Below are 25,655 nucleotides of genomic sequence, written 5' to 3'. Positions count from 1 at the left end.
AAATTGTTATGTCTCAGTCATTTATAATAGCGTGTGAAAGCGGAAAACGTAAAATAGCGGAAATATTATTGGAGAAAAATCAAGTTGATGTATCTTACACTGATGAAATGGGACGGACAGCATTGCATTATGCGGCGCATCGAGGTTATTTGGATTTGGTGAGAAAGCTGGTTGAGGCTGGAGCCACAGTGGACTACGAGGATCATCGGGGGGAAACCCCCTTATATTTTGCCCTGTTACAAAAGCAAAAACAAACAGCAGTCTATTTATTGGAAAATAATGCTAATATTCTGATCAACGACTTTTTGGGAAATAGCTTGCTCCATATTACAGCTCGAACAGGGCAACAGGAAATGGCTGAAAAACTGATTGCACAGGGATTAGACGTAAACGCGTTGAACAATAGTGCTGAATCACCACTACTATTGGCTGTGCAGGCAAAATATCCGCCAGTGGTACAGCGGCTTATTGAAAATGGTGCTCGTGTAGATATCTCTGACAAGGAGGGTAATACGGCCCTAAATTTGGCGGTGGTTCTGGGCTCCGTTCCTATTGTCAATATGTTGTTGGATAACGGTGCATCTGTCAATATTCTGAATGACTTAAGTGAAGGTCCCTTGCTGCTCGCAGTAAAAAATGGAAACCGTATTCTTGCTCAGAAGTTACTGGAGCAGGGGAGCGATATTTTTGCTGAATCTGCCGAGGGAATTTCTCCTGTGTGGTATGTTTGTAATAGCAATCAAAAAGAGCTTCTCGCTTTATTTTTAGAAAGAGGCCTCTCTGCAGATTATGCGCGTCCTGTAGACTCATTTGATGGAAAGGACGGTAAATATTTGGAAAGGTTGATCGAACGGACAGGGGGGCGTATCTTTATTCTTGGTTTTGAACCTCATTATGCAGGAGAAACATTACTGCATACAGCTACAAAAATGGGTTATCTGTCTTTGGTCAAACAACTTTTAGACAGTGGTGCAACAATTGATAAACAGGATGCTACCGGCAATACTGCGCTTCATTATGCTGCTGCCTATGGTAAAAAAGATGTGTTGCGGTATCTCTTATCTAATGGCTCCGTTACAGATATAACGAATGTATTGGAACAGAAAGCAATAGATTATTCCAATATGCAAGGATTTAATGAAATAACGGCATTATTGATTGATGCCGGCGCACAGACCGATCCCCTAAAAGGTGAGCCCGGCCTTCCAGAGAAAAAAGTATTCACTGAACCCTTATCAAACGTGGATATGGGAATGAAGAAAAAGGCTCTATTTGATTTAAAAGATCTGTTGGACGCGGGAATTATAAGCCAGGAGGAATTTGACGCGGAAAAAGCGAAAATTTTAAAGAATTAAATTTTATTGAAAGCCCCTTTAAAAATCTGTTTGCCTGTTTCCTGAATTTGGTATTGAGCACTTAGATAAAAACTAAAAAAGCGACTCTTTTGAAGTCGCTTTTTGTAGCCCGTAGGGGAATCGAACCCCTGTTTCAAGAATGAAAATCTTGCGTCCTAACCCCTAGACGAACGGGCCATATCGTTTTCGATGATGCAAATATAGAAGCTTTTTCAAAAAGCACAAAAAAAAAGTGCTGTCTGTGTGCTAATTCATTGAAATTGAGAAAAATTATTTTTTTAAAGGACTTATTCTACAGCGTAAGCGAGCATATATTCATTGAACTTCTCATAATGTACATCATAAATATGCTTGTTTTGATCGCTGTCGAGTTCAAGTTTTAATATACCTTGCGTTTGGTATTCGAATGGTTGTATGGTCATGTTGTTCAAGAAGGAGACCCCTGCATTGCCTTGAAGTTTATAAATCGCTTCTTTGGCGCACCAGCAAGCATAAAGCTGCTCATATCGGCTATCATCCTGGGCGATGAATGCAAGCTCCGCAGGTTTTAGAAACTTATGTTGGATGCGCTCTACTTTTGTTTTGATGATTTCCATGTCGATACCAACTTCACCTTTTGTACTGATCATTGCTGCAGCGTAATCAAATGAGTGTGAAAGTGATATTTTTTGGGGAAAATTAGCGAGATAAGGCTTGCCATTTGCATCCGAAGGACATTCGATGTAGCGGGATGTGTTTAATAAGGTTCGCAATAGCACACGGGTGGCAAGCCAATGTAACCGTCTTTTCCCTTTATTGAAGGACCCTAATTTTGCTTTTTCACGTTCATCCAATTGAAGTTTCGACAGCAAATCGTCGTCCGATTCCTCAATTCGCCAAATTGCAAATTTGGTTTGATTATCAATTTCACGTAGATACACTAGACTCATACCCAAATTTAAAAAACAAATCGCAGATTTTTGTTTTGAAAAATGAAGTAAAATTAGTGGGAGAACTGTATTTTTGAATTTGTATAGCATTGCCTGACGCTTTTGCTATTTTGATACACATGATTTTATCTGATAAAAGAATTCTCGAAGAGATTGAAAATGGCAGTATTGTCATTCAACCATTTGATCGTAAATGTTTGGGAACAAATTCCTACGATGTGCATTTGGGGAAATATTTGGCAACGTATGCAGACCGTGTACTTGATGCCAAGAAACACAATGAAATTCAGCATTTTGAAATCCCGGAAGAAGGTTTTGTATTAGAACCCAATACCCTTTATTTAGGCGTTACGCAAGAGTACACCGAAACGCATAAGCATGTTCCTTTTTTAGAGGGCAAATCGAGCACTGGTCGCTTAGGGATAGATATCCATGCAACTGCAGGGAAGGGTGACGTCGGTTTCTGTAATACCTGGACCTTGGAAATTTCGGTTGCCCAACCTGTTCGGGTTTACGCGGGAATGCCTATTGGACAATTGATCTATTTTGCTGTAGAAGGCGATATCGAGACATTTTATAATACCAAAGGTAACGCAAAATACAATGGCAAAACCATCCGTCCGGTGGAATCCATGATGTGGAAGAATAATTTCTGATGCGGAATATGGGATGGATTATTTTAGGGGCTCTATTGATTGTTCTCATCAGTGGAGTACTCTATTATTTTGTTCATCCAATGTTTGGAGGAAGTTTCAAAGGAGCTCGACTGGAGCGGATGAAACAGTCACCAAATTTTAAAAATGGTATTTTTCATAATCTCGAGGTAACGCCGTCGTTGAAAGGCGATGTCAATATGGCCTCTTTGCTGTGGGATTTCCTTTTCAACAAAAATCCCCACTTGAAACCGATCAATGTATTGCCTGCTATGGAATGCGATTTAGCGCATCTTCCCGCAGATGACGTTCTGATTTGGTTTGGTCACTCCTCCTACCTGATGAAGTTAGATGGGAAATTAATATTGGTTGATCCGGTGTTCAGCCAAAATGCTTCTCCTATCCCAGGTAGTAATAAAGCATTTAAGATGTCTGTCGACTATGCGACGATGGTTTTTCCGAAAATTGACTATTTGTTTATCTCTCATGATCATTACGATCATCTGGACTATGATACTGTTGTGAAATTGAGGGATAAAGTCGGTCAGGTGATTTGTGGTCTTGGCGTGGGGGCGCATTTTGAGTCTTGGGGATATAAGGCCGATCAGATCATCGAGGGTGATTGGTACGACCAGATAAAACTGGCGCCCGATTTTCAGGTAACCTTCACACCCGCAAGGCACTTTTCGGGACGAAGATTTACACGGAATAATACCTTGTGGACATCCTTTGTGTTAAAGACTTCCCAGTACACTATTTTCTTGGGTGGAGACAGCGGATATGGTAAGCACTTCAAAAAGATAGGTGACCAGTTCGGTCCATTTGATTTAGCAATCTTGGAAAATGGCCAGTATAACGATGCCTGGCATTATATCCATTCCTTACCTGACGAATGGGCTGCTGAAACGAAGGATCTGAAAGCTCAAGTTATTTTGCCCGTTCATTCTTCTAAGTTCGCGTTAGCTATGCACGACTGGAAAGAGCCAATGGAGAAATTTTACGAGACAGCGAACAAAGAACAGATCACTCTCCTTACACCAAAAATAGGGGAAATGATCCATTTTAATAGATTAGATACAGTATACGCGCCCTGGTGGCGTGAAGTCAACTAAAGATCTATTTATTTTTTTCCTCAATCCATAAAGACATATATTTTGTGCTCTGCATCGTGTGGTGCAACAATATCTGACTAATAAAGTTTTGTTGGCGGTGCCTGTCAATCTGCACTTTTAGCAAAGATAGATTCGTCATAAAGTCGGCCTGATACTTTCGTTTCTCATAACGTTCGTTGATAATACGGATGCCATGTTCTTGGGCCGTTTTCCAAAGATCTTCGTTTTCGTAGAGCTCAACTGTCTTTCGGCAGAAAGTTTCGGGATCGTCTTCGATAAAACCATTCCAGTCCAAATTACCCTTCATGGCTTCTGCTCCAACTGTCGTGGTGACAGATGGTGTGCCGGTTTGCATGGCGTCGATAAACTTTCCTTTTACGCCGGCACCAAATTGAATTGGAGCGACCAGTACACGGTAGTTTTCCATGGTAAGGCGAGCAGATTCCGCCCGTCCCTTGATCAGGAAATTCTCTTTAGAGTTGTTTAACTGGAGTACTTTTTGGGTTGCGTAGGCACCATAAATGTGCAATTCTACTTTGGGAAGCATCTTCCGTAATTGGGGCCAGATTTGTGTTTTTAGATATTGAACCGTATGCCAGTTCGGCTCATGGATAAAATTTCCGATGAATAGTAAGTTCTTACGCTCTTCAAAGGGCTTCCATTGATTAATTTCAGTAGAACTGATCTCGTGTTCAAGGAAAGGGAGGTAATAGAGGATGTCGGGTGAAATTCGAAATTCTTCGATAAGAATCTTCATTTCGGATTCGGAGATAATCAAGGAGAGATCACTTCGCAGAATAGAGGCAATTTCACGTTTAGCGGTGTCCGTAAATAACTCTTGAAAGGAGAAATCACCTTTATTTTTGACGGATGCCTGTCTCGCCTGGCGTAAAAAATGCAAGTCTTCCGTATCGAGTATGCGGAGTGCATCGGGACAATGCTGTGCGACACGCCAACCATATTGTTCTTCTACCATAAAACGATCAAAAACAACAATATCGGGCTGTAGTTGAGTAATAAAATCGTCAAAGCTATTGCTATTGAGCACGATTGCTTGTTCATGTATCCCGAGAGACTGCAAAGGGGCACTATAAGGTGACTTCGCAGCAGCCGAAGCAAATGTAATGTGATAAGAGCGGGTAGTGAACGTTTCAATTAATTGCATCATGCGAAAACCCGCCGCTGAAGATGTTGGCTCTGGCCACACAAGTCCGATGAACAAAACCTTTTTCTCTTTCATGCAGGAAAATTACTGATTAATGTGAAAAGAATTGACGAAAAATTAACAATTAGTCATTTTCAAACGATTAGCTTTATTTTAGTGTTTATAATATATTTAAAGGTTATTCATCATTAAACGATCATATGACCAAAACTATTGCTCAACGGATTCGACATTTTTCGCCAAAGACCTATTGGAAGGAATTAATAGCTGTTTTGGTTATCTTATTGGCCTTTGTATTTTTTAGAAATGAGCGGAAAGAGCTTGCCGCAATTATTCCGCAGTTGCGCGCAGCCAACCTAACCTGGGTTTCAGTTGGAGTTGGAATTACCATCGTCTATATTGTGCTTCAGGGGTTGATGTATGTGCAGAGTTTTAAAGCGATCGGCCTTTCTATTAATCTGAGAATCGCCATTGATCTTTTCCTGAAGAGAAATTTACTCAGTGTGTTTCTTCCTGCGGGTGGGATTAGTTCTTTGGCATATACAACAACGGAGTTGCGGAAAAGAAATTTGAATACGACGCAAATTCACCAAGCAGGGGCGCTTTATGGCTATGTCGGACTACTGACGGTGTTTATGATTGGTGTACCTGTTATATTGTATACGATCTGGCATAATAAAAATTTTGGTGATGCCTGGATCTCATTGGTCGTTTTGGGACTGCTCCTGGCTGTCGTATTTTGGCTGGTCTGGTCTTTTCGAACACACAAAGGCATTTATCGCTGGGTCGAATTAAAGTTTCCTGCTGTAGCCTCTAACATCGATGAAATATTTTCAGGGGAAGTCAAGCTAAAATATTTGTTGGGTACTATGTTGGCGTCCATGGTCGTCGAATGTTGCGGTATTGCCCATGCTTTTGTAAGTATGTATGCTCTTGGTTTGGACCACTCCTTCGAGGCTGCGGCTATTGCCTATACTGTTTCGGTCGTATTGATGATTGTTTCTCCTTTTCTACGGGGCCTTGGGGCTGTAGAGCTTACCATGCTGTATATTTTTAAAGCGTACGGCTACTCGCAGGCAGAAGGATTGGGCATTACAATTCTCTATCGGGCATTCGAATTTTGGCTTCCATTACTCTTGGGAATCCTTGCCTTTGCATGGCGTGGTAAGCAATTGCTGGCACGTATTGGACCGGCGTTGCTTATATTTTTCTTAGGCGTGGTAAATCTTGTTTCCGTATTGACACCACCTTTGGCTGATCGTATGAAACTAGATCGTTTTTATTTGCCGCTAGAAGCAATTCATGCTTCTAAATTTATGGTACTGGTTTTGGGCTTAGGACTATTGGTAACTTCGGCATACCTGATTAAAGGTTTCCGTATTGCGTTCTGGATCGCCGTGGTGTTTAGTGCTTTGTCGCTGTTTGGACATGTGTTTAAGGCATTGGACTATGAAGAGGCATCGGTTGCTTTATTGACCTTGATTTTATTGGCAATGAGCTATAAACAATATCGCATCAAGAGTAATATTAGTTGGGTAAGAATTGGGTTTATCACATTTTTTGTCGCTCTGATAGCGATATGCCTGTTTGATGTGTTGAGTTTTTACTTCATTGATAAGCAACATTTCGGGCTAGACTTTACATGGGGACAATCAATATATCATACGGCACGGAGTTTTCTGTTGTTTGCAGATGATGAATTGATGCCACAAACAGTTTTTGGTCAAGAATTTTTGCGCATCACTCAAGTTTTGGGACTATTTTGTTGGTTCTTATTGATCTACGCACTTGCACGCCCTCGGCTGATTGATGACGAAGATTCGAGTAGCTCCAAAATGGAGCATGCAGAACAATTACTAATTGAGTTTGGACAGTCTCCGATGGACTTCTTTAAATTGGGAAAAGATAAGAGTCTGTTCTTCTCAGAAGTCTCGGAGGGATTTACCGCTTATCGCTTGGCGAATGAATTTGCTATCGTATTGGATGAACCTGTCTGTGAGCAGGGGGATAAGGAAGAGCTGGTTCAGGAATTTGATCAATATTGTTATGCGAATGGTTTAAAGGCCATTTATTACCGTGTTGATGAAAATAGCTTGGTTCATTTTTCATCTCTTCGTAAGCAAAAAATCACCATTGGACAGGAGGCTGTATTAGAATTGGAAACATTCAAGCTAGAAGGAAAAGACCGTAAGTCATTACGTAATGGACTTAATGCAATTCAAAAAAAGGGTTTTACAACGGAGGTGTTGAAAGCTCCGCAGGAAAAAGCAATTATAGACGAGCTAAGATTGATTTCCAATGAATGGTTGAAAGAATTTGATAAAAAGGAAATGGTTTTTTCGCAAGGAATGTTTGATGAAAATGAGCTTATTATGCAAGATATTATTGTATTGAAAAATGAGCAAAATAATATTGTCGCCTTTCTGAATATTATTCCCGATTATGCTAAAGATGAGTGCACTTATGATATGATCCGAAAATCGCTTGACGCACCAGGTGGGAGTATGGATGCATTGATTGTTGAGCTTATTGCATATGCTAAAGCCAAAAAGTATGTCTATCTAAATTTGGGCATGGTGCCAATGACGGGCTTGGGAGCGACAGATAGTCCCGCTGAAAAGATTATGAAGTTTGCCTCAACACGATTGGGAAACTTTAAACATTACCATAGTCTGCGTGATTTTAAAGAGAAGTATGCGACATTTTGGGAAAATAAATACCTTATATTTGATAACGATTTTGATCTCTTACAACTTCCTATAGCACTGGTCAAAGTGATGAAACCGAATGAATAGCTTCATGTAAATCTCATACAGATGAAAAAATTAGCCACTTTATTTATAATTGGTAGCATAGCATTTCATGCTTTTGCTCAACAACGTTTGATTGACATGAAATATTGGAATAATAAAGCTGTACTACCCCTGGTTCTCTATCTGAGTGGAGATGGTGGATTTAATTCATTCTCTAACAAGCTTTGTGAGCTGATTGCTGGAGCAGGATATACTGTCGCAGCTCTTGATTCAAAAAATTATTTCTGGAAGAAGAAAAGCCCAAATGAGATAGCAGGAGATATTTCTAATACCTTGAAGACTTTGTTATCCTCACGGCAGAATATGCGTCTTTTCGTCGTTGGGTATTCATTTGGAGCAGATGCGGTCCCTTTTATTATTAACCGCTTGGATCCAGTTGTTAAAAAAAATGTAAAGAGCGTTGTGCTTTTGGAACCATCCGTGTCTACAGATCTGGAGATCCATATAGCTGATATTTTAGGCCGTAGTAATACAAAGCGAAGTCTTGATGTCATCTCTGAAATCAATCGCATGGATGGAGTCAAAACGGGCGTCATTCTCGGTGACGACGAAGCCGATTTTCCTGTACAAAAAATAACACTTAAGAATTTTACAAAAAAATACCTCTCCGGGGGCCATCATTTTAGTGGGAATGCAGACCAGGTAGCGAAGAATACGGTCGCTCTCTTCTAATTGGGCGGGGTTATTGTCTGCTAGCTTTCCTTTATGGTGGTTATACAGTAGCGATAGGCCTTTTACCTTGTCAAAATCGGTGAAAGCGCTGAAGCTAATCGGATTTCTTGTCCTACATCAATTTAATTAAATGAAGAAGGTCTTAATTTTGATTTAGAATTTAAATAGACAATTATGGAATTAGGAATTGGAATGTTTGGTGACTCGAGGATAGATCCTGTTACAGGTCAGATCCAGGCAGCACAAGATAGAATGAAAGAAATTATTGAGGAGATCAAGCTTATGGATCAAGTAGGATTGGATTTCTTTGGAATCGGGGAACATCACCGGGCAGATTATGCGGTTGCAGCACCCGAAATTGTCTTGGCTGCGGCTTCTACAGTTACCAAAAATATTAAATTGGGCAGTGCAGTTTCGGTATTGAGTTCTGCGGATCCTGTTAAATTATTTCAGGATTTCGCAGCAGTTGATCTTTTATCTGATGGACGTGCTGAGCTGATGGCTGGAAGAGGATCCTTCATTGAATCCTTCCCTTTATTTGGTTATGATCTGAAAGATTATTCCGAATTGTTTGAGGAGAAACTTGAGCTTTTGTTACGATTGAACAAGCAAAATCCAATTACTTGGCGAGGAAATTTTAGAGCACCCTTAATCAATCAAGAAGTCTTCCCTCGGCCTAAAAATGGATCACTGCCGATCTGGGTTGCTGTAGGTGGTACAACATCTTCTGTTATCCGTGCAGGAAAACTGGGTTTACCGGTTATGTTTGCTATCATCGGCGGCATGTACGAAAGCTTCGATCATTTATTTGAAATGTATCGTCAAGCTTATGAGGATAATGGACATGATATGGCTAATTTTCAAGTAGGAGTGCACATGCATGCGTTCTTTGGCGACAACAACGCTCAGGTAGCAGATTATTACTATCCGATTTATTCGGTACAGATGGACCGTATCGGAGCAAGTAGAGGTTGGCCTCCATATCAACGTACACAATATGACTTTGGAAGAACTTCAAGGGGGCATCTAATTGTTGGGGATGCTGCCTATGCAGTAGATAAAATTTTGCAAATACAAGAGAAATTCGGATTGACACGTTTCTCTGCACACATGGATGTGGGCGCCCCTGGACATAAAGAGATGCTCCGTTCTATTGAGATTTTTGGCGAAAAAATAGCGCCTGAAATTCGAAAGGCTCTTCATAAAGATGCCTAAAGAGCGATTATCATTTTTTTAACGCTGAGATATTCGCTACCTTTGTGGCGTAAATCATTTTAGAGAGTAAGATGCTTGGATTAAAGTTGTTGACAGATCCGCGATGGGCAAACATCGCAGAAGGAAATTTAGAAGAAATTTTGACTGATCATGCCTGGTGTGAGCAAAAGGCTGCTTCAAATGCAATATCATTAATCACAAACAACTCAGAATACGAAGATTTAGTGCATGAACTGACAGCAATTGCTATCGAAGAAATGGAACATTTTAAGATGGTTATTGATATCATCAAAGAACGTGGCTATACCTTGGGCCGTGAAAGAAAAGATGATTATGTTGGCCAATTGATGAAATTCTCTAAAAAAGATGGCAGTAGAAATATGGCTTTTATTGACCGTTTATTATTCGCGGCAATGATTGAAGCCCGAAGCTGCGAACGTTTTAGAGTGCTGTCGCAAAATATTCAAGATAAAGATCTTGCAAAGTTTTACCATGATTTAATGGTGTCTGAAGCAAATCATTATACAACATTTTTAAATTTTGCACGCAAATATACTGTAGACGTCGATGTAGAAAAGCGTTGGAAGGAGTGGTTGGAATTTGAAGGGAGGCTAATCCAGTCGTACGGAAATAAAGAAGCCATTCATGGCTAATCGGACCGCGCTCCTACCTATTTTAAAACACATACATAACAGTTGTCCCGTTCTATTTCTTAGAACGGGATTTTTTGTCACTTATTTATTCTTATCTTTGTACCGTGATTGAAAAAAGTAAAATAATAGATATCAGGAGTTTGTCTTTGGATCAGATCAAAGATCAACTTACAGCGTTGGGGGAGCAGGGCTTTCGTGCGAAGCAGATTTATGAATGGCTCTGGGTAAAATCTTGTGTAGATTTTGATCAGATGAGTAATTTGAGTAAGTCCCTTCGTGAGAAGCTAAAAGCGAATTTTACGATCAATGCAGTTACAGTTAAAGAATCTCAGATCAGCTCAGATAAAACAATTAAAAGTAGTTTTTGGCTGTATGATAACAATATCATTGAAGGGGTGTTGATACCGGCTCCGGAACGAATGACAGCTTGTGTCAGCTCACAGGTGGGCTGTAGCTTGACCTGTAAGTTCTGTGCAACAGGCTATATGGACCGTAAGAGGAACCTCAATGCCGATGAGATCTATGATCAAGTCGTTCTGATCAGCAAGCAAGCCGAAGAGAACTACGGGCAGCCACTGACAAATATCGTTTATATGGGGATGGGTGAGCCTTTGTTGAACTATGCCAATATGATGAAGTCGGTTGAACGCATTACGGCCCCCGACGGATTAAATATGGCTGCTAAGCGGATCACTGTTTCCACTGCAGGTATCGCAAAAATGATTAAAAAATTGGGTGATGACCAGGTACGTTTTAATCTAGCACTTTCTTTGCACGCCGCAAATGATAAAAAGCGAAATGAAATTATGCCGATCAATGAGCAGAACTCACTAAAAGCTCTGGCAGAAGCCCTCAAATATTTTTATGCGAAGACAAAAAGTCCAATTACATTTGAATATATTGTCTTTAACAATTTCAATGACGAATTGGAGGATGCAAAAGAACTTGCTAAGTTCTGTAAACACGTTCCTTGTAAGGTCAACCTGATTGAGTATAATCCTATCGCACTGGCCGATTTCTTAAATGCTGAAGCAGATAAAATCGAGGTATTTGCAAATTATCTAAAAAGTCAAGGTATAATCACGAATGTGAGACGTAGCCGTGGTAAAGATATCGATGCCGCCTGTGGACAATTAGCAATCAAGGACGAGAAAAAGGAGGAATCCGAGGTATAATCTGAAGGATAGTTCCTATCTTTAATAGGGGAATTTACCAGATGAAATCCGAATTAAATAAGCTTTTTAGCGATTTTGTATCCATCTTTTTTCCAAGAGAATGTGGATGTTGCGGTTGTGTGCTAAAATATCAGGAAAAGTTTATTTGTGTAGCATGCGATTTCCATTTGCCTTATACTAATTTTCACGAATATTCAGATAATGATACCGCAAGACAGCTTTGGGGGAAAGCTCCAGTGGAAGAGGCCTGTTCTTTTTTGTTAATGCAAAAGGATAGCCGTGTAGAGCACCTCATTTATCAGATTAAATACAATAATCAACCTTTTCTTGCGGAATATTTTGGTTATCTATACGGCTTAAAATTAATAGAAGCAAAGGCCTATCAGAATATCGATTGTATTGTTCCTGTGCCATTACACAAGAGCAAACTCCGAAAAAGAGGCTATAATCAATCCACTTACTTTGGAAGAGGTTTGTCCAGAGCGATGGAAATCCCATTGCGTGAAGATATTTTGGTAAGAAAGAAAGCGACAATTAGCCAAACAGGTAAGGGGCGACTCGACCGTTACGAAAATGTAAGTGATATTTTCGATTGTCAGGCCACTGGGTTGCCGGCCCATGTACACATTTTATTGGTGGACGATGTGTTAACAACAGGCGCTACGATTGTTTCCGCGGCATTAACACTCTTAGATGCTGTTGACTGTCGGGTATCTATTGCTACTTTAGCAAGGGCCTAGGCCCAATCTGACCCATAGCGTATGGGCTCATTTAAAAATAATAAAATTCACAAACCATAAGAGCGAATTCCTATAATTGAAGTAGCTAATATATAGCCCCAATATATAGATCTGGTAAAGCACTCAATGATAACGAAATCATCAAGACGAACTCAACCTGGTATTTACGACCTTCGGTTGACATAGTTTAGTAGATAGGCAAACCCGGCCATCCCTATTCCGATGCTGTCGGCAAATAAATCCCACCAATCACCGCTCCGGTAAGTAAAAATATAAAGCTGAAGTAATTCTGTCAGTCCAGCAAATAAAAATCCGAGGATAGATACGATAAAAATCGGAAGCCAGCGGGTTGGTTTACCGCTGAATTGCTGGATAACACCATTGTAAAGCAACGTACAGAAAACAAAAAACATACCGCAATGGACTAATTTGTCCATACCTGGATAGGCGGGAACTGCGTCAAAATTGTTACCCGGGAGTGTGCATAAAATAATAACTATTATGGCCCAAATAAAACACCACTTATAGTCCAATAAGATTTTAATCATGGCGTTAAATATCCAAAAATTTCCTGATAGAAATAAAAATATTATGAATTTAAAAATTATTCACCTGTAAATCAGTTGTTTAATAAAGTTTTATTGTTTTATACGGTACTATGTATTGCATGGTACCATAAAATACATATATCTTTGTATTGTTATGATAGCTGAAAATACACAAATCCAAATGAGGAAGGGGATACTTGAATATTGTATCCTATCCATAATTTCTCGAGGAGAAATTTATGCCTCCGATATTATCAGCGAACTGAAGAAAGCTCAATTATTGGTTGTGGAAGGAACCTTATATCCGCTTTTAACACGTCTAAAAAACAATGGCCTGTTAAGCTATATATGGAAGGAGTCGACTTCAGGTCCGCCTAGAAAATATTATGAAATTACCCAAGAAGGGTTAGAAGTCCTTTCGCGACTAGATGTTACCTGGAATGAGCTCGTGTTTGCTGTAAATACGTCATTGGTGGGTAGAAACAATGATTCAACTAAACCAGTTAAAGACAATAACGATGAATAAGACAATAATTATCAACATAAATAGTATCGTCTTCCATATTGAAGAGGATGCTTATGAGGTGCTTCGCTCCTACATGATTGATATAAAGAAGCACTTTGGACAATCGGAAGATAGTCGGGAGATTTTAGAGGACATCGAAAATCGTATTTCTGAGATGTTTACTGAAAAGATTCAGGCGGGCAGCAAAGAAGTTCTGAATATGGACGATGTTAATGCTGTGATAGAGCAAATGGGAAGCGTAAGTGATTTTGAATCTGAGGATCAGGATGGTTATGCTTCTTTTCAGGGTCAGCCAAATGCAGACGGTTTTAAAGTGGGGAAGAAGCTGATGCGTGACCCAGATGACAAAGTTTTCAGTGGAGTATGTAGTGGACTTGGACATTTTTTTGGCATTGAGGCAAAATGGGTACGTTTACTCTTTGCTTTATTTGTTGTGATCGGTGGATCGGGCGTATTGGTCTATGTCATCCTATGGATTGTCATGCCGCTCGCTGTAACTCGTGCAGATAAGATGGAAATGCGTGGGGAGGCACCGAATATTCAGAACTTCAAACGTTCTTTCGATGAAGAAATGAGCGGGGTAAGGGATTCGTTTTCGAGGGGAATGGACCGTACAGGCGATAGTGTTGCTAAATTATTGCAGGTCTTTGTGAAAGTCATCGGCGTATTCTTTGTTATTATTGTTGGTTTGACGCTCATCGGGTTGATTATTGGACTTATCTTCTTTGCACTGGCTATTGTGAACGTAATTCCTGACGTCATGGACGATTCTGGACCTTTTTATCTCATGAATCCGAGCGATGTACCTTTTGCTTTGATTGCGGGTTTCTTGGCCATTTTTATCCCTTTTGCTGGATTGTTCTATTTGCTTCTCCGCGTTCTCTTCGAGAAAAAACCAATGAACAATTATTTGACAACCACCTTATTTTTAGTCTGGTTGGCGTCGATAGGCGCAATTATCTACTACGCTACATCGGTAGCAAAGGAATTCAAAGAGTCCAGTACGATTGTTGAAGAGAAGCCACTGCAAAAACAAGCTGTTTATTACTTAAATGAAAATGATATTCGGGTAATCCGCTTAAAAAATGGTGTAAAAAGCGGTTTGGGTATAAAAAACGAAAACCTCTCTACTTATCTGAGACGTAATATTCGTATCCGTGTCGAACGTATCGATTCTCTACAGGAACCTTATGTACGCTATGAGTATTCGGCTAAAGGAAATTCCTATAAAGTCGCAACAGACAGAGCTGGTAAAATTAACTATGCATTGAGACAAGATAGTACATCATTAACATTTGACAATGCGTTCCAGTTGAATGAAGGTGAACTCTATCGGGATCAAGAAGTCAATATTACCTTGTTTCTCCCAGTAGGCACCAAGTTGATCATTAATGATAATTTGGAAGATAAATTAAGGGATATTTCATTTTACGAATGTCGTGACCGTTATAGAGAAGACCTAAGGGATGTAAAAGACGTCGAGTTTGTAGTCACGTCACTCGGGTTGAAATGTGCATTGCCACCCAAGAAGTCAGATGAAAGTGACGAAACAGATGCTGAGGGCAATGAAGTAATCGCAAATGATACGTCTGTTGTTATCCGCAGAGATACCATTATTAATGTCAAAAAAGATGGTGTTACCATAGAGACAAAAAAGAAATAACATAAACCAAGTCTTCCGCCTGAAGGCGGAAGACAAATTATTGAAGCTGTAACCATCGAAAATCACTACTGAACCTCGTGTGATAAGCCTATTTAGTACCATCAAAAGTAAATGCTATTACACCTATTTATAAACGAATGAAAAGATATTTTTACCTCTTACTCTTAAATTTTTTAATTGCTTCCTTTGCCTATGCGCAAGTGAAAGTTACAGGCAAAGTACTGGTGGAAAATAATGTGCCTTTGGCTTCTGCAACTGCTTATCTGATGAAGGCAAAGACAACAGTTATTTTGAAAGCAGTTGTTACAGATGAAAATGGAGAATACCAATTTTCGGATATCCAAGCTGGAAGTTATTATGTCGACGTCAAAATGGTTGGGTACATGGCCAATAAGAGCAACGTTTTTGATATCAGTAAATCAGATTACAAGGTCCCAACGATCCTGCTGAACACGGACACACGAAAATTGCAGGAGGTCGCCGTAGAGGGTAAGCGGCCGATGGTTGAAAGCAAGCCTGGTAAACTGGTTTTAAATGTCGAAAACTCTCCCTTGGCCGCGGGGAATAATGCCTTAGATATTGTACAGCGCGCTCCTGGAGTGAGTTTAGATAACAATAATAACCTACAATTGATGGGTCAATCTGGTGTATCAGTGACCATCGATGGTCGGCAGACCTATATGTCGGGTGAGCAGTTGGTGAATTTTTTGAAGAGTACGGATGGCAACCAGATTAAGTCCGTCGAAGTTATCACCACCCGGGCAGCAAAAGATGACGCTGAGGGGGCCGTAGGGACTATAAATATTGTCCTCAAGAAAAATCGGATGGAAGGATTTAACGGAACCTTTAACATGACGGCAGGGCGGGGAGAAAAATTCAGAGGGAATAGCTCCTTATCCTTAAACTATAAAAAGAATAATACGACAGTATTTGGATCGTATGCATATTCCAATGAGAAAAGCCACCGTAAGCTACTGCTTGATCGTGTTATTCAGAATAAAGGGGAAAAGACCTATTTTAAACAAAGGTCGATATTGGATGAAAAAGAACAGAATCATTCCTATCGCTTCGGTGTTGAGCAAAGGACATCAGCCAGAAATACATTAACCGTGCAGTTTAATGGTTCGAATAATATCGAATACAATGATAACGATAGTAAGACCAATGTAGGAAAGTCTTTTACAACATTGGATTCGCTTTTGATTTCGACATCGCAATTCAAAGAGTTATTTGATCGGTACTCTGCTAATTTAAACAATGAGTTTAGAATTGATTCGAATGGCAGAAAACTTACCCTTGATTTGGATTGGAGTAAATTCAAAAGCAGTAAACGCGTGGGGTATAATAACCAATATTTTGATGGTCAGCTGGATGCGATTACTCCCGAGGAGATCCAACGGAGTAGAATGCCCATCGGAATCGATATCTATGTCGCCAAACTCGATTATGAACAACCGCTATCTAAGGTCTCCAAGCTTGAGATGGGGGCTAAATATTCTAATGTTACGTCGGATAACGACTTAACCTTTGAAGATTTTTTGAACAATTCCTGGATCAATAATGAAAAGCGGACGAATCATTTTGTGTATAAGGAGCAGATCGCCGCTGGATATATAGACTATAATAATACGATAGGAAAATGGGGGCTGAAGGTCGGTGCGAGAGGAGAATATACATTTTCTGATGGAAACTCATTGACCTTAAATAAGCAGGTGAAGCGGAACTACTTTAAACTTTTTCCGAATGCAAATCTGACATATACCCTCGATGAGAATCATATTCTTTCCTTAGGTTATGCAAGGAAAATCACACGTCCCAATTACCGACAGTTGAATCCTTTTGATTATTTCATTGATAAACTAACCTTCGAACGTGGTAACCCTTATCTGAATCCGCAATTTTCCAATGAATTCACATTAAACTATACGTTGATGCAACGTTATAATGTGACATTGGGTATTAACGATGTGCGGGATGCGATTGTAGAGAGTATGGGACAAGATTCGGTACTGAAGCAGACCTGGGTTATACGTGAAAATTTAGGTAAGAATTTGACCGCTTACCTGAATCTGAATATCCCGATTACGGTATCCAAGATTTGGAGCATGAATAACAATATTACGGGTATCCATTTTAACTTTGATGGCATGGTGAGCGGTCATCCGCTGAAAAGGAAGTCATTTCTTTTGCAGGCTACATCGATGCACAATTTAAAATTAGCGAAAAGTCTGTCGGCTAATGTCAATTTGCGATATTTCTCTCCTTTCAAATATAATGTGTACGATATGAAGGCCCGATGGGATATGGAGGTTGGAGCGACAAAGACATTTAAGGATCAACGTAGTTCTTTGAAATTGGCCGTGAGCGATTTGTTTAACACAGGGAATCAGAATCTGAAAACTAATTTCGGCGATTTTGACTCCAGTATCAGGCAATACCAAGATCGTCGTGTGGTTCGATTGACTTATTCGTATAAATTCGGAAATTTAAAAAATAACTATCGTAAGAAAGATACAAGTAACGAGGAAAAGGAAAGAGCACAATAGCTACTGACCATTATGTTGTTTCAAAAGGCCGTAGGAATATTTTTGCTTACGGCTTTTTATTTAGTCATTGATGACTAGCTCGGTAGGTAATACACGCGTTTCAAATTCTGTAATCGGATATTTCGATTCTATTAATTTGATAAGAAGTTCCGTAGCGATTTTCCCCATTTCGAAAGCAGGTTGTCTTATGGCGGTTACTTTAGATGAGAATAGTTCGACAACATTAGAGTTTGTAAATCCGGCAATAGCAATATCGTTACAGGCTTCAAAATTTCTTTTTTTCACGACATGAAGATATCCTGTAGTTAACTTATCACCAGAGATAAAAATAGCATCAAAACCAAGCCGGATAAGCTCTTCAATTGCACTTTCGATCTCTTCCAAATGTAGCCCTCCATATTGACAATATTTAACCAAATCTGGATCGAAATCAATATGATTAGCCATCAGAGCCTTTTTATAGCCAATTAATCTGTCCTTCGTTATAGACAACGATTTAGAGTTTGTAAGATGTGCAATTTTCTTATTTCCAAGTTTTATGAGGTGCTGGGTGGCATCATAGGCTCCTTGCTGATTGTTTACGATGACTTTGTATGTGTCGAACTGTTGTGGGATCCGATCAAAAAATACAATTGGAAATCCACGTTCTTTTAATTGGTGGAGATAAGAAATATCCTCGGTTTCTGAGGACAACGCAATTAATAACCCATCTATGCCTCTGGATGTTAGATACTCAACATTCAGCCTTTCCCTTTCCGAAGACTCATGTGTCTGTGAAATGATGATATGAAAATTCTTGTCATAGGCAATAGATTCGACACCGTTTATGACTTGGGAAAAAAAATTATTGGCTATTTCGCTAACAATGATACCAATGGAGTGGCTTCGACGCTCCTTTAAACTCCTTGCAATGGGATTTGCACGATAATTGATTTTTTCGGCATATTCCAATACAATCTTTTTTGTTTCAGGACTTATTTCATAACTATCTCTTAATGCTCTGGAAATTGTGGACGTTGATAAGTTAAGTGCTTTAGCAATATCTTTGATTGTATAGTTTTCGAATCTCATAATTGGCAAAATAGAACCTAATATTAATCAAAAAAAATTACAAAACCTAATTAGCTCCCCTGTGCAAACGTTGCCGGCAACGTTTGCATAACTTTTTAATGATACTTGCATGAACAAGTGAAATATAACTTGTAAACTTGATTATATGATAACCAGTTAAATTTCGATGCAGTTCCTGCAAGAGTGATTTAATCATTGTAATTTAAAAACCTAAAAATATGAGTAAGGCCTTAGTAATATCTACTGCTATTTGCGCTTCGTTATTCACATTAAATGCACACGCTCAAGCCCGAAAAGTCCAAGGAACGGTCGTTGGTACGGATCAAAAAGGATTGGTTGGTGTGAGTGTAACGGTGCCAGGAACAAGAATTGTTGCTGTGACGGACAAAAGTGGAAAGTTTAGTGTCGAAATAGCCGGTAACAATCAAGAACTTCAATTTACCTATGTTGGATTTCAGACAAAAAAAGTAACAGTTCTTGAGAATCAGAAGACACTTAACATTGTTTTGGAAGAACAGTCTAATGCATTGGAAGAGGTAACTGTAAACATCGGTTACGGGACGGTCAAAAAGAAAGATCTGACAGGAGCTGTAACTTCGGTAGGTGCAGAAACCATTTCTAAAGCTCCAGTATCTTCAGCTCTTGAGGCGATTGCGGGAAGAATGGCTGGGATTCAAATTTCTTCTACAGAAGGATCCCCAGATGCAGAAATGAAGGTCCGCGTCCGTGGCGGAGGCTCCGTTACAGGAGATAATGCGCCTTTATATATCGTGGATGGTTTTCCGATGTCTTCGATATCAGATATCGCGCCAGCAGATATTGAATCCATCGATGTGTTAAAAGATGCATCTTCGGCAGCCATATACGGCTCTCGGGGAGCAAATGGGGTTGTTATCGTAACCACCAAAAGTGCAAAGTCAGGAAAAACATCAATTAGTTATAGCGCTTTTGGCGGAATTCGAAATTTGGCAAAAAAGCTCGATGTATTGTCTCCCTACGATTATGTAACCTGGCAGTACGAACAGGCATTGTTGCAAAATAAACTGGATACTTATGTCAAATACTTTGGTAATTTTCAAGATATTGACCTCTATAAAGACGTGCCTTCAAATGATTGGCAAGAGCTTATATTTGGAAGGACCGGTAATACTTTTAACCAAAATTTTAATTTGTCAGGGGGGAGTGATAAGACGAAATATTCAATTTCTCATTCCTTTGTGAGAGATAAAGCGATTATGGAAATGTCTGGTTTTCGGAGACAAAATGTCAATTTTAAACTAAACCATAAACCATCAAAGAATACTTCCATAGATTTGGGTGCGCGATTTTCGGATGTTCGCATTTCAGGTGGAGGCATGAATGAACAGAATGAAGCCTCTTCATCAGATTCCCGTTTAAAATTCGCCATGATTTATCCTCCCTTTCCTGTTGGGGGCCTAACAAATAGTGATGAAACCGATGATGAATTCAATCTGTATAATCCGTTAGAGTCTTTGGTCGATAATGATCAATTGCAACGAAGGAGAACGTATAACCTAAATGCTGCATTTAGCTGGGATATTGTTAAAAACCTACGGTTCAGGACAGAATTTGGCTTTGATGATTATCACAACTATAATGATCGGTTTTATGGTCCAACGACGTATTATGTGCGTAATATTCCCGCTGCTTTAGATCAAAATAAGCCTGCTCTTATCTCATTGAATACGTCGACTCAGGGGATACGCTCCACAAATACATTAAACTATAACTTTCAAGATTTCCTTCCTAAAGGACATAGTTTAAGTGTGCTGGTTGGCCAGGAATATTTGTTTACACAAAAAACATTAAATACCAATACGACACACGGTTTTCCGAACAGCTTTAAACTGGATGATACCCGAAAATTAACGCCGCAAGGTGCATCGAGTACGATAAACAATTACATGTTTGCTGACGAAAAATTACTTTCATTTTTTGGCCGGGTAAATTATGACTTTGACTCGAAGTATTTATTTAATGCAACTTTCCGGGCAGATGGTTCCTCCAAGTTCTCGGCAGACAATTATTGGGGGTATTTCCCATCCATGGCAGCTGCCTGGCGGATCTCATCAGAGCGATTTATGGACAAGACGCAATCTTGGCTTGATGACTTAAAACTTAGAGCAAGCTTGGGTACCTCGGGAAATAATAATATTCCATTAGAGCAGATATATCCAATATTTTCAGTTAAGAACACAGAATGGGTCAATGGGTATAATAATTATTGGGCTACGTCAAAAACGATGTCTAATCCGGATTTGAAATGGGAAACGACCATTTCAAAGAATATAGGTTTGGACTTTACTTTATTCAAGAAAAAGCTATCGGGAACGGTCGATGTGTATAAAAATAAAACAAAAGATCTCTTGATTCTTTTCCCAATTGCCGGATCAGGTTATGATGATCAATATCGAAATTTAGGTGAAACCCAAAATAAAGGGATAGAGCTTACTCTAAACTGGTCCGCAATAAATAAGAAGAACTTTGATCTCAATTTTAGTGGCAATATTAGTTTCAATGAAACGAAAGTTAATTCTTTGGGAACCTTGACCTCGATTCCAATGGCTTCGGGTTGGGCTTCAACGGAAATTGGAACGGATTACGTTGTAGAGACTGGTGGGCGGGTTGGAAAAATGTATGGTTACGTGAGTGACGGGCGATATGAAGTTTCTGATTTTACAGGCTATGATGCAGCATCAAAAAAATGGATTTTAAAAGATGGCGTAGCTGATGCCTCTACTGTCGTTGGCACCATAAGACCGGGAACAATGAAATTAAAAGATCTAGTTGGTGATGATCATAAAATCGATGCAAGTGATCAGACGATTATTGGAGATGCAAACCCTTTGCATACCGGTGGATTTTCAATCAATACGCGTATTTATAACTTTGATATGACAGCATTATTTAACTGGAGCTATGGAAACGATATCTACAATGCCAATAAGATTGAATATACATCTACGAGCAAGTATAATAACCGCAATATGCTCACGGTAATGGAAGAAGGGCAACGTTGGACGAACTTACTGCCCGATGGAACGATCAGTAATGACCCTAACCAATTGGCCGATATGAATAAAAATACGAGCCTCTGGTCTCCGCTTACAAGTAAATTTGTATTCAGCGATTGGGCTGTGGAGGATGGCTCCTTTTTGCGCTTGGGAACTGTTACAATAGGTTATACGCTGCCTAAAGCGTTTACTGATAGGTTGAAAATCCGGAACTTTAGAGTATATATTTCCGGATATAATCTCGCGGTTTGGACCAATTATAGTGGCTTTGATCCTGAGGTATCTACACGGAGAAAGACCAACCTCACGCCGGGGGTGGATTATTCGGCTTATCCGAAAAGCAGAACTTTCGTAGCAGGTCTTAATTTAAACTTCTAGTCTTATGAAAAAAACACTATTGCATATAACCTTGGCTTTATTATTTGCAGGAACCGTATCATCTTGTAATAAAATATTGGAAGCACCGTCGAAATCTGCATTGGATGAGTCGGTTATATTTTCTAACCAAGATCTCGCGGAAGGGGCTGTTGCAGGAATTATTCAATCTTTTGGTGAAACAAACTCCTATCGGGGTAGATATTTGGTCTTCTATGGTATCAACACAGATGCAGAGGTCAATAATAGTCTGAAGAATCCTGGCGATGAAAAATCACGATTGTCAAATTATAATACTAACGTGAATAATACCCAAATGAATACCGATAACAATGCCTGGGCTAAATTTTATGAAGGTATTGAGCGGGCTAACTTAGCGATTAGGGGCCTGCGTAGTTATGGGAATATTGAGCAGCGCCCGGAGATGGCTTATATTCTAGGCGAAATCCTGACTTTGAGGGCTGTGGTATATAATGATCTGGTTAAAGCATGGGGCGATGTACCAGCTCGCTTCGAACCATTGAGTACAGCGTCAATCTATATCGAGCGTAGCGATCGTGATGTAATTTACAAGCAGTTGCTGGCCGATCTGGAGGAAGCTCAAAACTATCTGCCTTGGCCGAACCAAAGTGCAAAGACATCCAATGTTGAACATATCAATAAAGCGTTTGCTAAGGGCTTGCGTGCTCGTTTGGCTTTGTCTGCCGGAGGTTATTCTCAACGGGCAGATGGGGTTCGTAAAAGTAATGATCCTGAATTGGAGTCGAAAAAGATGTATGAGCTGGCAAAAAAAGAATGTTTGGATATCATCAATAGTGGCGCCGCAAAGCTTCTCGGTTTTGAAGAAGTTTTTAAGACACTATGCCAAGAGAAAGGACAGGCTGGATTAGAATCACTATGGGAGATCCCTTTTAGTGAAGGGCGTGGCCGTGTCATATTTGACCTCGGTGTCAAACATACCACAACAGATAAGTATACTGGCCAAAATAAGGGCGGGACAAATGGCCCGAATCCCATTATGTTTTACGAATACGAGAAAGAAGACGTGCGCCGTGACGTAAGCTGTGTCCCGTATGAATGGACGGGTGGTGTACAGGTACCAACAAATCTCGGTAAGTGGTATTTTGGGAAATATCGCTATGAGTGGATGTCGAGGGTGGTTACTTCGACCAATGATGATGGTTTGAATTGGATGTATATGCGCTATGCTGATGTTCTTTTAATGGCAGCAGAGGCAATAAATGAATTGGATGGCCCAAATGCTGCGGCACCTTATTTTAAAATGATCCGTGAACGGGCTTATCCAAACAATCCGGAGAAAGTAACGGCTTATATGCAGCAAATCACCACAAGTAAGGATGTTTTCTTTCATGCCCTCGTCAACGAACGTGCATTGGAGTTTACGGGAGAAATGTTGCGTAAGGGTGATTTGATCCGCTGGAATCTTCTAGGGGTCAAGTTGGCTGAAGCTAAACAAAAGTTACAGCAGCTGGAGAATAGACAGGGTAAATATGCGGCATTGCCTGCCAATATCTACTACAAGACAGCAGCTGATGGTGAAAAAGTGGAAATATATGGCTTAAATTTTGGCGACACAGATGCAGTGGGCGCTGCGGCAGGATATACTTCCTCAAAAAAATGGACGATGGCAGCAAGTAGTGATCAGGCAACCTTCTGGGATGCTTTATACCTCCGCGATCCCAATACACAGCAATTTTGGCCTATTTGGCAGTATTTTTTGGATAATAGCAACGGTAAGTTGAATAATAATGGTTTTAGTTTTCAATAGAAAATAAGCATAAGAATGAAAAGAATCAATATATTGCTATATCTCGGTCTTGGGCTTATATTCGCAAATATAAGCTGTTCTGATGATCGTGTAAAAGAACTAACAGAACTGACGACAGACCGTTATTTTTCTCCTACAGGAGTGAGCGCACGAATCGTTAATCAAACAGGAGTTCAATTGACCTGGAAGAAAAATGCCGAAGCGAAAGGTTATACAATAGAACTGTTTGCTAATGGCGAACTCAATTTTGAAGGGAGTCCTGTCAGGATAATTGAAGAGATCACAAATGATCAGATTCCCTATACGATTATTGGATTGGATGGAGCAACAAACTATTCTGCCCGTATCAAGGCTGTAGGAACTGGGGTGGCTGATTCCAAATGGAGTACCATTACCTTTAAGACCAACGAAGAACAGATTATGAAACCTGTTAGCCCGGAGGGAATCCAGGCAACTTCTGTTCTGCTAAATTGGACCGCAGGTGAAGAGGCGACAGCCATCGCGATTAACCCAGGGAATATTATCCATCCCGTGACACCGCAAGAGATTGCTGCAGGGGAAGCAACAGTCACAGGTCTGGTAGGAGAAACAACCTACACCGCGACACTATTGAAAGGAAACAAGATCCGCGGATCAGCGACATTCACGACATTGATTGACTTGGGGGATGCAGTTGTTGTGCAGCCCACAGATGATCTCGTTGCTGTAATCGGAACTGCCAAAGCAGGGGATGTACTCGCATTAATGCCAGGAACCTATTCGCTCACTGCTGATGTACTGATCGATAAAGCGATAGCTATCAAAGGTGCGAAACCCGCCGATCGCCCGTTGGTAAAATCTGCTTATTTTAATTTGGATAAGGGCGCATCACTATCATTAAAAGATCTTATACTTGATGGAGAAAATAAGTCGGGGGGAAACTGTGTCATTACATTGCAGGCAGGTGCTTTCGGAAGTATTCGCCTAGAAGATAGTAAGCTGATGAACTACCCGAAAGGGATTATTTATGGCAGTTTCGATGCTTCGGTAGAGAGCGTAAGCATGAGTAATAATATTTTTGACAATATCGTCGGTAATGGAAATGAGTTTATTGATTTTAGAAAAGCTATTGCGAGGATTTTTGAATTTACAAATAATACAGTTTCCAATGCTGTCTTGAACCGGGAATTTATCCGGATGGACGCAGGTGGATCCGCAGCTTATCCGGCTATTACAAGCATCATCAAAGTGAATAATAATACCTTTTACAATGTCATACAAGATGCTACTAAACGTTTCTTCTATGTGCGTTTAGCGAAGAATGAAATTACATTCGCTAAAAATTTAATTGTGAAATCACTGGCAATGACCGCTAATCAGTCTGCAACTAATCTGGTCGAACTCAAAAGTAATAATTACTTTGATGCGGTAAACTTCTATAACAGTTCTGCCTCTGGAGTGAAAAATGATGTTAGTGCTAATGGCTATACACTATTGGATCCTGGATTCAAGGATGCCCCCAAAGGAGACTTTACACTAACAAACCAAACATTAAAGGATAATGGTATTGGTGATCCAAGATGGGGTCAATAGTATGTTTTATGTTATTACCGCACGCCTTCTGCTTAATTAAGAAGGCGT

19 protein-coding genes and 1 tRNA gene are annotated in these 25,655 nt (G+C 40.0%); 15 read left to right on the top strand and 5 right to left on the bottom strand.

The features are described 5' to 3' along the window. The first annotated feature begins 8 nt into the window (after positions 1 to 8). Complete coding sequence (locus K2F45_RS26505) at positions 9 to 1,355, top strand: ankyrin repeat domain-containing protein (protein ID WP_075990291.1); 1,347 nt, start codon at positions 9 to 11, stop codon at positions 1,353 to 1,355. Between the two features lie 105 nt (positions 1,356 to 1,460). On the opposite strand, the gene K2F45_RS26500 is transcribed toward K2F45_RS26505, so the two are convergent. Together K2F45_RS26500 and K2F45_RS26495 are read right to left on the bottom strand one after the other, a co-directional pair. After that, positions 1,461 to 1,532, bottom strand: a tRNA-Glu gene (locus tag K2F45_RS26500). A 110-nt stretch (positions 1,533 to 1,642) separates the two neighbouring features. Then, positions 1,643 to 2,284 carry a 4'-phosphopantetheinyl transferase family protein gene (locus K2F45_RS26495; RefSeq protein ID WP_070561499.1) on the bottom strand — a complete coding sequence of 214 codons (642 nt, stop codon included), beginning with the start codon at positions 2,282 to 2,284 and terminating at the stop codon, positions 1,643 to 1,645. A 119-nt stretch (positions 2,285 to 2,403) separates the two neighbouring features. Here K2F45_RS26495 and dcd point away from each other — a divergent pair, with 119 nt between their 5' ends. Then, positions 2,404 to 2,940 (top strand): dCTP deaminase, encoded by a 537-nt coding sequence (gene dcd, locus K2F45_RS26490; protein WP_046673098.1) that lies wholly within the window; start codon positions 2,404 to 2,406, stop codon positions 2,938 to 2,940. Positions 2,941 to 2,948: 8 nt separating this feature from the next. Beyond that, a complete protein-coding gene (locus K2F45_RS26485; protein ID WP_172840622.1) occupies positions 2,949 to 4,049 on the top strand; it encodes an MBL fold metallo-hydrolase in 1,101 nt (366 codons plus the stop codon). A 4-nt stretch (positions 4,050 to 4,053) separates the two neighbouring features. Here K2F45_RS26485 and K2F45_RS26480 read toward each other — a convergent pair whose 3' ends face one another. Further along, entirely contained in the window at positions 4,054 to 5,289 is a 1,236-nt protein-coding gene (locus tag K2F45_RS26480) for a glycosyltransferase (RefSeq protein ID WP_075990289.1), read from the bottom strand. A gap of 125 nt (positions 5,290 to 5,414) precedes the next feature. Here K2F45_RS26480 and K2F45_RS26475 point away from each other — a divergent pair, with 125 nt between their 5' ends. The 6 genes from K2F45_RS26475 (at position 5,415) to K2F45_RS26450 (ending at position 12,482) form a co-directional block, all read left to right on the top strand. Then, on the top strand, positions 5,415 to 8,009 hold the full coding sequence (locus tag K2F45_RS26475; RefSeq protein ID WP_075990288.1) for a phosphatidylglycerol lysyltransferase domain-containing protein: 2,595 nt from the start codon (positions 5,415 to 5,417) through the stop codon (positions 8,007 to 8,009). Positions 8,010 to 8,030: 21 nt separating this feature from the next. Then, positions 8,031 to 8,699, top strand: coding sequence for an AcvB/VirJ family lysyl-phosphatidylglycerol hydrolase (locus K2F45_RS26470; protein WP_075990287.1), 669 nt, complete (start codon positions 8,031 to 8,033; stop codon positions 8,697 to 8,699). Positions 8,700 to 8,873: 174 nt separating this feature from the next. Beyond that, positions 8,874 to 9,914, top strand: coding sequence for an Atu2307/SP_0267 family LLM class monooxygenase (locus K2F45_RS26465; protein ID WP_248932715.1), 1,041 nt, complete (start codon positions 8,874 to 8,876; stop codon positions 9,912 to 9,914). 71 nt (positions 9,915 to 9,985) lie between these two features. Then, entirely contained in the window at positions 9,986 to 10,567 is a 582-nt protein-coding gene (locus tag K2F45_RS26460) for a MiaE family protein (protein WP_075990285.1), read from the top strand. A 104-nt stretch (positions 10,568 to 10,671) separates the two neighbouring features. Beyond that, positions 10,672 to 11,742, top strand: coding sequence for a dual-specificity RNA methyltransferase RlmN (gene rlmN, locus K2F45_RS26455; RefSeq protein WP_157625808.1), 1,071 nt, complete (start codon positions 10,672 to 10,674; stop codon positions 11,740 to 11,742). 41 nt (positions 11,743 to 11,783) lie between these two features. Beyond that, on the top strand, positions 11,784 to 12,482 hold the full coding sequence (locus tag K2F45_RS26450) for a ComF family protein (RefSeq protein ID WP_201669756.1): 699 nt from the start codon (positions 11,784 to 11,786) through the stop codon (positions 12,480 to 12,482). Between the two features lie 164 nt (positions 12,483 to 12,646). On the opposite strand, the gene K2F45_RS26445 is transcribed toward K2F45_RS26450, so the two are convergent. Next, entirely contained in the window at positions 12,647 to 13,030 is a 384-nt protein-coding gene (locus tag K2F45_RS26445; protein ID WP_083663417.1) for a VanZ family protein, read from the bottom strand. Between the two features lie 154 nt (positions 13,031 to 13,184). Here K2F45_RS26445 and K2F45_RS26440 point away from each other — a divergent pair, with 154 nt between their 5' ends. The 3 genes from K2F45_RS26440 to K2F45_RS26430 all read left to right on the top strand — a co-directional run bounded on the left by K2F45_RS26440 (position 13,185) and on the right by K2F45_RS26430 (position 17,765). Further along, entirely contained in the window at positions 13,185 to 13,556 is a 372-nt protein-coding gene (locus K2F45_RS26440) for a PadR family transcriptional regulator (protein ID WP_046673104.1), read from the top strand. Beyond that, entirely contained in the window at positions 13,549 to 15,219 is a 1,671-nt protein-coding gene (locus K2F45_RS26435; RefSeq protein WP_248932714.1) for a PspC domain-containing protein, read from the top strand. Before K2F45_RS26440 ends, K2F45_RS26435 begins: the two co-directional genes overlap by 8 nt. A 137-nt stretch (positions 15,220 to 15,356) precedes the next feature. After that, complete coding sequence (locus K2F45_RS26430) at positions 15,357 to 17,765, top strand: TonB-dependent receptor domain-containing protein (protein WP_248932713.1); 2,409 nt, start codon at positions 15,357 to 15,359, stop codon at positions 17,763 to 17,765. Positions 17,766 to 17,825: 60 nt separating this feature from the next. Here K2F45_RS26430 and K2F45_RS26425 read toward each other — a convergent pair whose 3' ends face one another. Beyond that, positions 17,826 to 18,836, bottom strand: coding sequence for a LacI family DNA-binding transcriptional regulator (locus K2F45_RS26425; protein WP_248932712.1), 1,011 nt, complete (start codon positions 18,834 to 18,836; stop codon positions 17,826 to 17,828). 218 nt (positions 18,837 to 19,054) lie between these two features. Between K2F45_RS26425 and K2F45_RS26420 the strand changes: the two genes are divergently transcribed. Genes K2F45_RS26420 through K2F45_RS26410 form a run of 3 tightly spaced genes read left to right on the top strand, consistent with a single transcriptional unit; the run spans position 19,055 to position 25,607 of the window. Then, on the top strand, positions 19,055 to 22,249 hold the full coding sequence (locus K2F45_RS26420; RefSeq protein WP_075990282.1) for a SusC/RagA family TonB-linked outer membrane protein: 3,195 nt from the start codon (positions 19,055 to 19,057) through the stop codon (positions 22,247 to 22,249). Positions 22,250 to 22,253: 4 nt separating this feature from the next. Further along, on the top strand, positions 22,254 to 24,035 hold the full coding sequence (locus tag K2F45_RS26415) for a RagB/SusD family nutrient uptake outer membrane protein (RefSeq protein WP_088163293.1): 1,782 nt from the start codon (positions 22,254 to 22,256) through the stop codon (positions 24,033 to 24,035). A 15-nt stretch (positions 24,036 to 24,050) separates the two neighbouring features. Beyond that, positions 24,051 to 25,607: a DUF4957 domain-containing protein gene (locus K2F45_RS26410; RefSeq protein ID WP_083663416.1), complete on the top strand. Its 1,557-nt coding sequence runs from the start codon at positions 24,051 to 24,053 to the stop codon at positions 25,605 to 25,607. The last annotated feature ends 48 nt before the right edge of the window (positions 25,608 to 25,655 follow it).

The sequence above is a fragment of the Sphingobacterium siyangense genome (assembly GCF_023277505.1).
Lineage (GTDB): Bacteria > Bacteroidota > Bacteroidia > Sphingobacteriales > Sphingobacteriaceae > Sphingobacterium > Sphingobacterium siyangense.
Note: the sequence above shows the minus strand (reverse complement) of the source record. Positions and strands in the feature narration are given on the sequence as shown.

Bases quoted from the DNA above. Each gene is read 5' to 3' on its own strand.
- K2F45_RS26475 (WP_075990288.1), top strand. From the start codon at position 5,415: ATGACCAAAACTATTGCTCAACGGATTCGACATTTTTCGCCAAAGACC.
- K2F45_RS26420 (WP_075990282.1), top strand. From the start codon at position 19,055: ATGAGTAAGGCCTTAGTAATATCTACTGCTATTTGCGCTTCGTTATTC.
- K2F45_RS26485 (WP_172840622.1), top strand. From the start codon at position 2,949: ATGGGATGGATTATTTTAGGGGCTCTATTGATTGTTCTCATCAGTGGA.
- K2F45_RS26470 (WP_075990287.1), top strand. From the start codon at position 8,031: ATGAAAAAATTAGCCACTTTATTTATAATTGGTAGCATAGCATTTCAT.
- K2F45_RS26445 (WP_083663417.1), bottom strand. From the start codon at position 13,030: ATGATTAAAATCTTATTGGACTATAAGTGGTGTTTTATTTGGGCCATA.
- K2F45_RS26480 (WP_075990289.1), bottom strand. From the start codon at position 5,289: ATGAAAGAGAAAAAGGTTTTGTTCATCGGACTTGTGTGGCCAGAGCCA.
- K2F45_RS26460 (WP_075990285.1), top strand. From the start codon at position 9,986: ATGCTTGGATTAAAGTTGTTGACAGATCCGCGATGGGCAAACATCGCA.
- K2F45_RS26410 (WP_083663416.1), top strand. From the start codon at position 24,051: ATGAAAAGAATCAATATATTGCTATATCTCGGTCTTGGGCTTATATTC.
- K2F45_RS26495 (WP_070561499.1), bottom strand. From the start codon at position 2,284: ATGAGTCTAGTGTATCTACGTGAAATTGATAATCAAACCAAATTTGCA.
- K2F45_RS26440 (WP_046673104.1), top strand. From the start codon at position 13,185: ATGATAGCTGAAAATACACAAATCCAAATGAGGAAGGGGATACTTGAA.
- K2F45_RS26430 (WP_248932713.1), top strand. From the start codon at position 15,357: ATGAAAAGATATTTTTACCTCTTACTCTTAAATTTTTTAATTGCTTCC.
- K2F45_RS26505 (WP_075990291.1), top strand. From the start codon at position 9: ATGTCTCAGTCATTTATAATAGCGTGTGAAAGCGGAAAACGTAAAATA.
- K2F45_RS26450 (WP_201669756.1), top strand. From the start codon at position 11,784: ATGAAATCCGAATTAAATAAGCTTTTTAGCGATTTTGTATCCATCTTT.
- K2F45_RS26435 (WP_248932714.1), top strand. From the start codon at position 13,549: ATGAATAAGACAATAATTATCAACATAAATAGTATCGTCTTCCATATT.
- dcd (WP_046673098.1), top strand. From the start codon at position 2,404: ATGATTTTATCTGATAAAAGAATTCTCGAAGAGATTGAAAATGGCAGT.
- K2F45_RS26415 (WP_088163293.1), top strand. From the start codon at position 22,254: ATGAAAAAAACACTATTGCATATAACCTTGGCTTTATTATTTGCAGGA.
- K2F45_RS26425 (WP_248932712.1), bottom strand. From the start codon at position 18,836: ATGAGATTCGAAAACTATACAATCAAAGATATTGCTAAAGCACTTAAC.
- K2F45_RS26465 (WP_248932715.1), top strand. From the start codon at position 8,874: ATGGAATTAGGAATTGGAATGTTTGGTGACTCGAGGATAGATCCTGTT.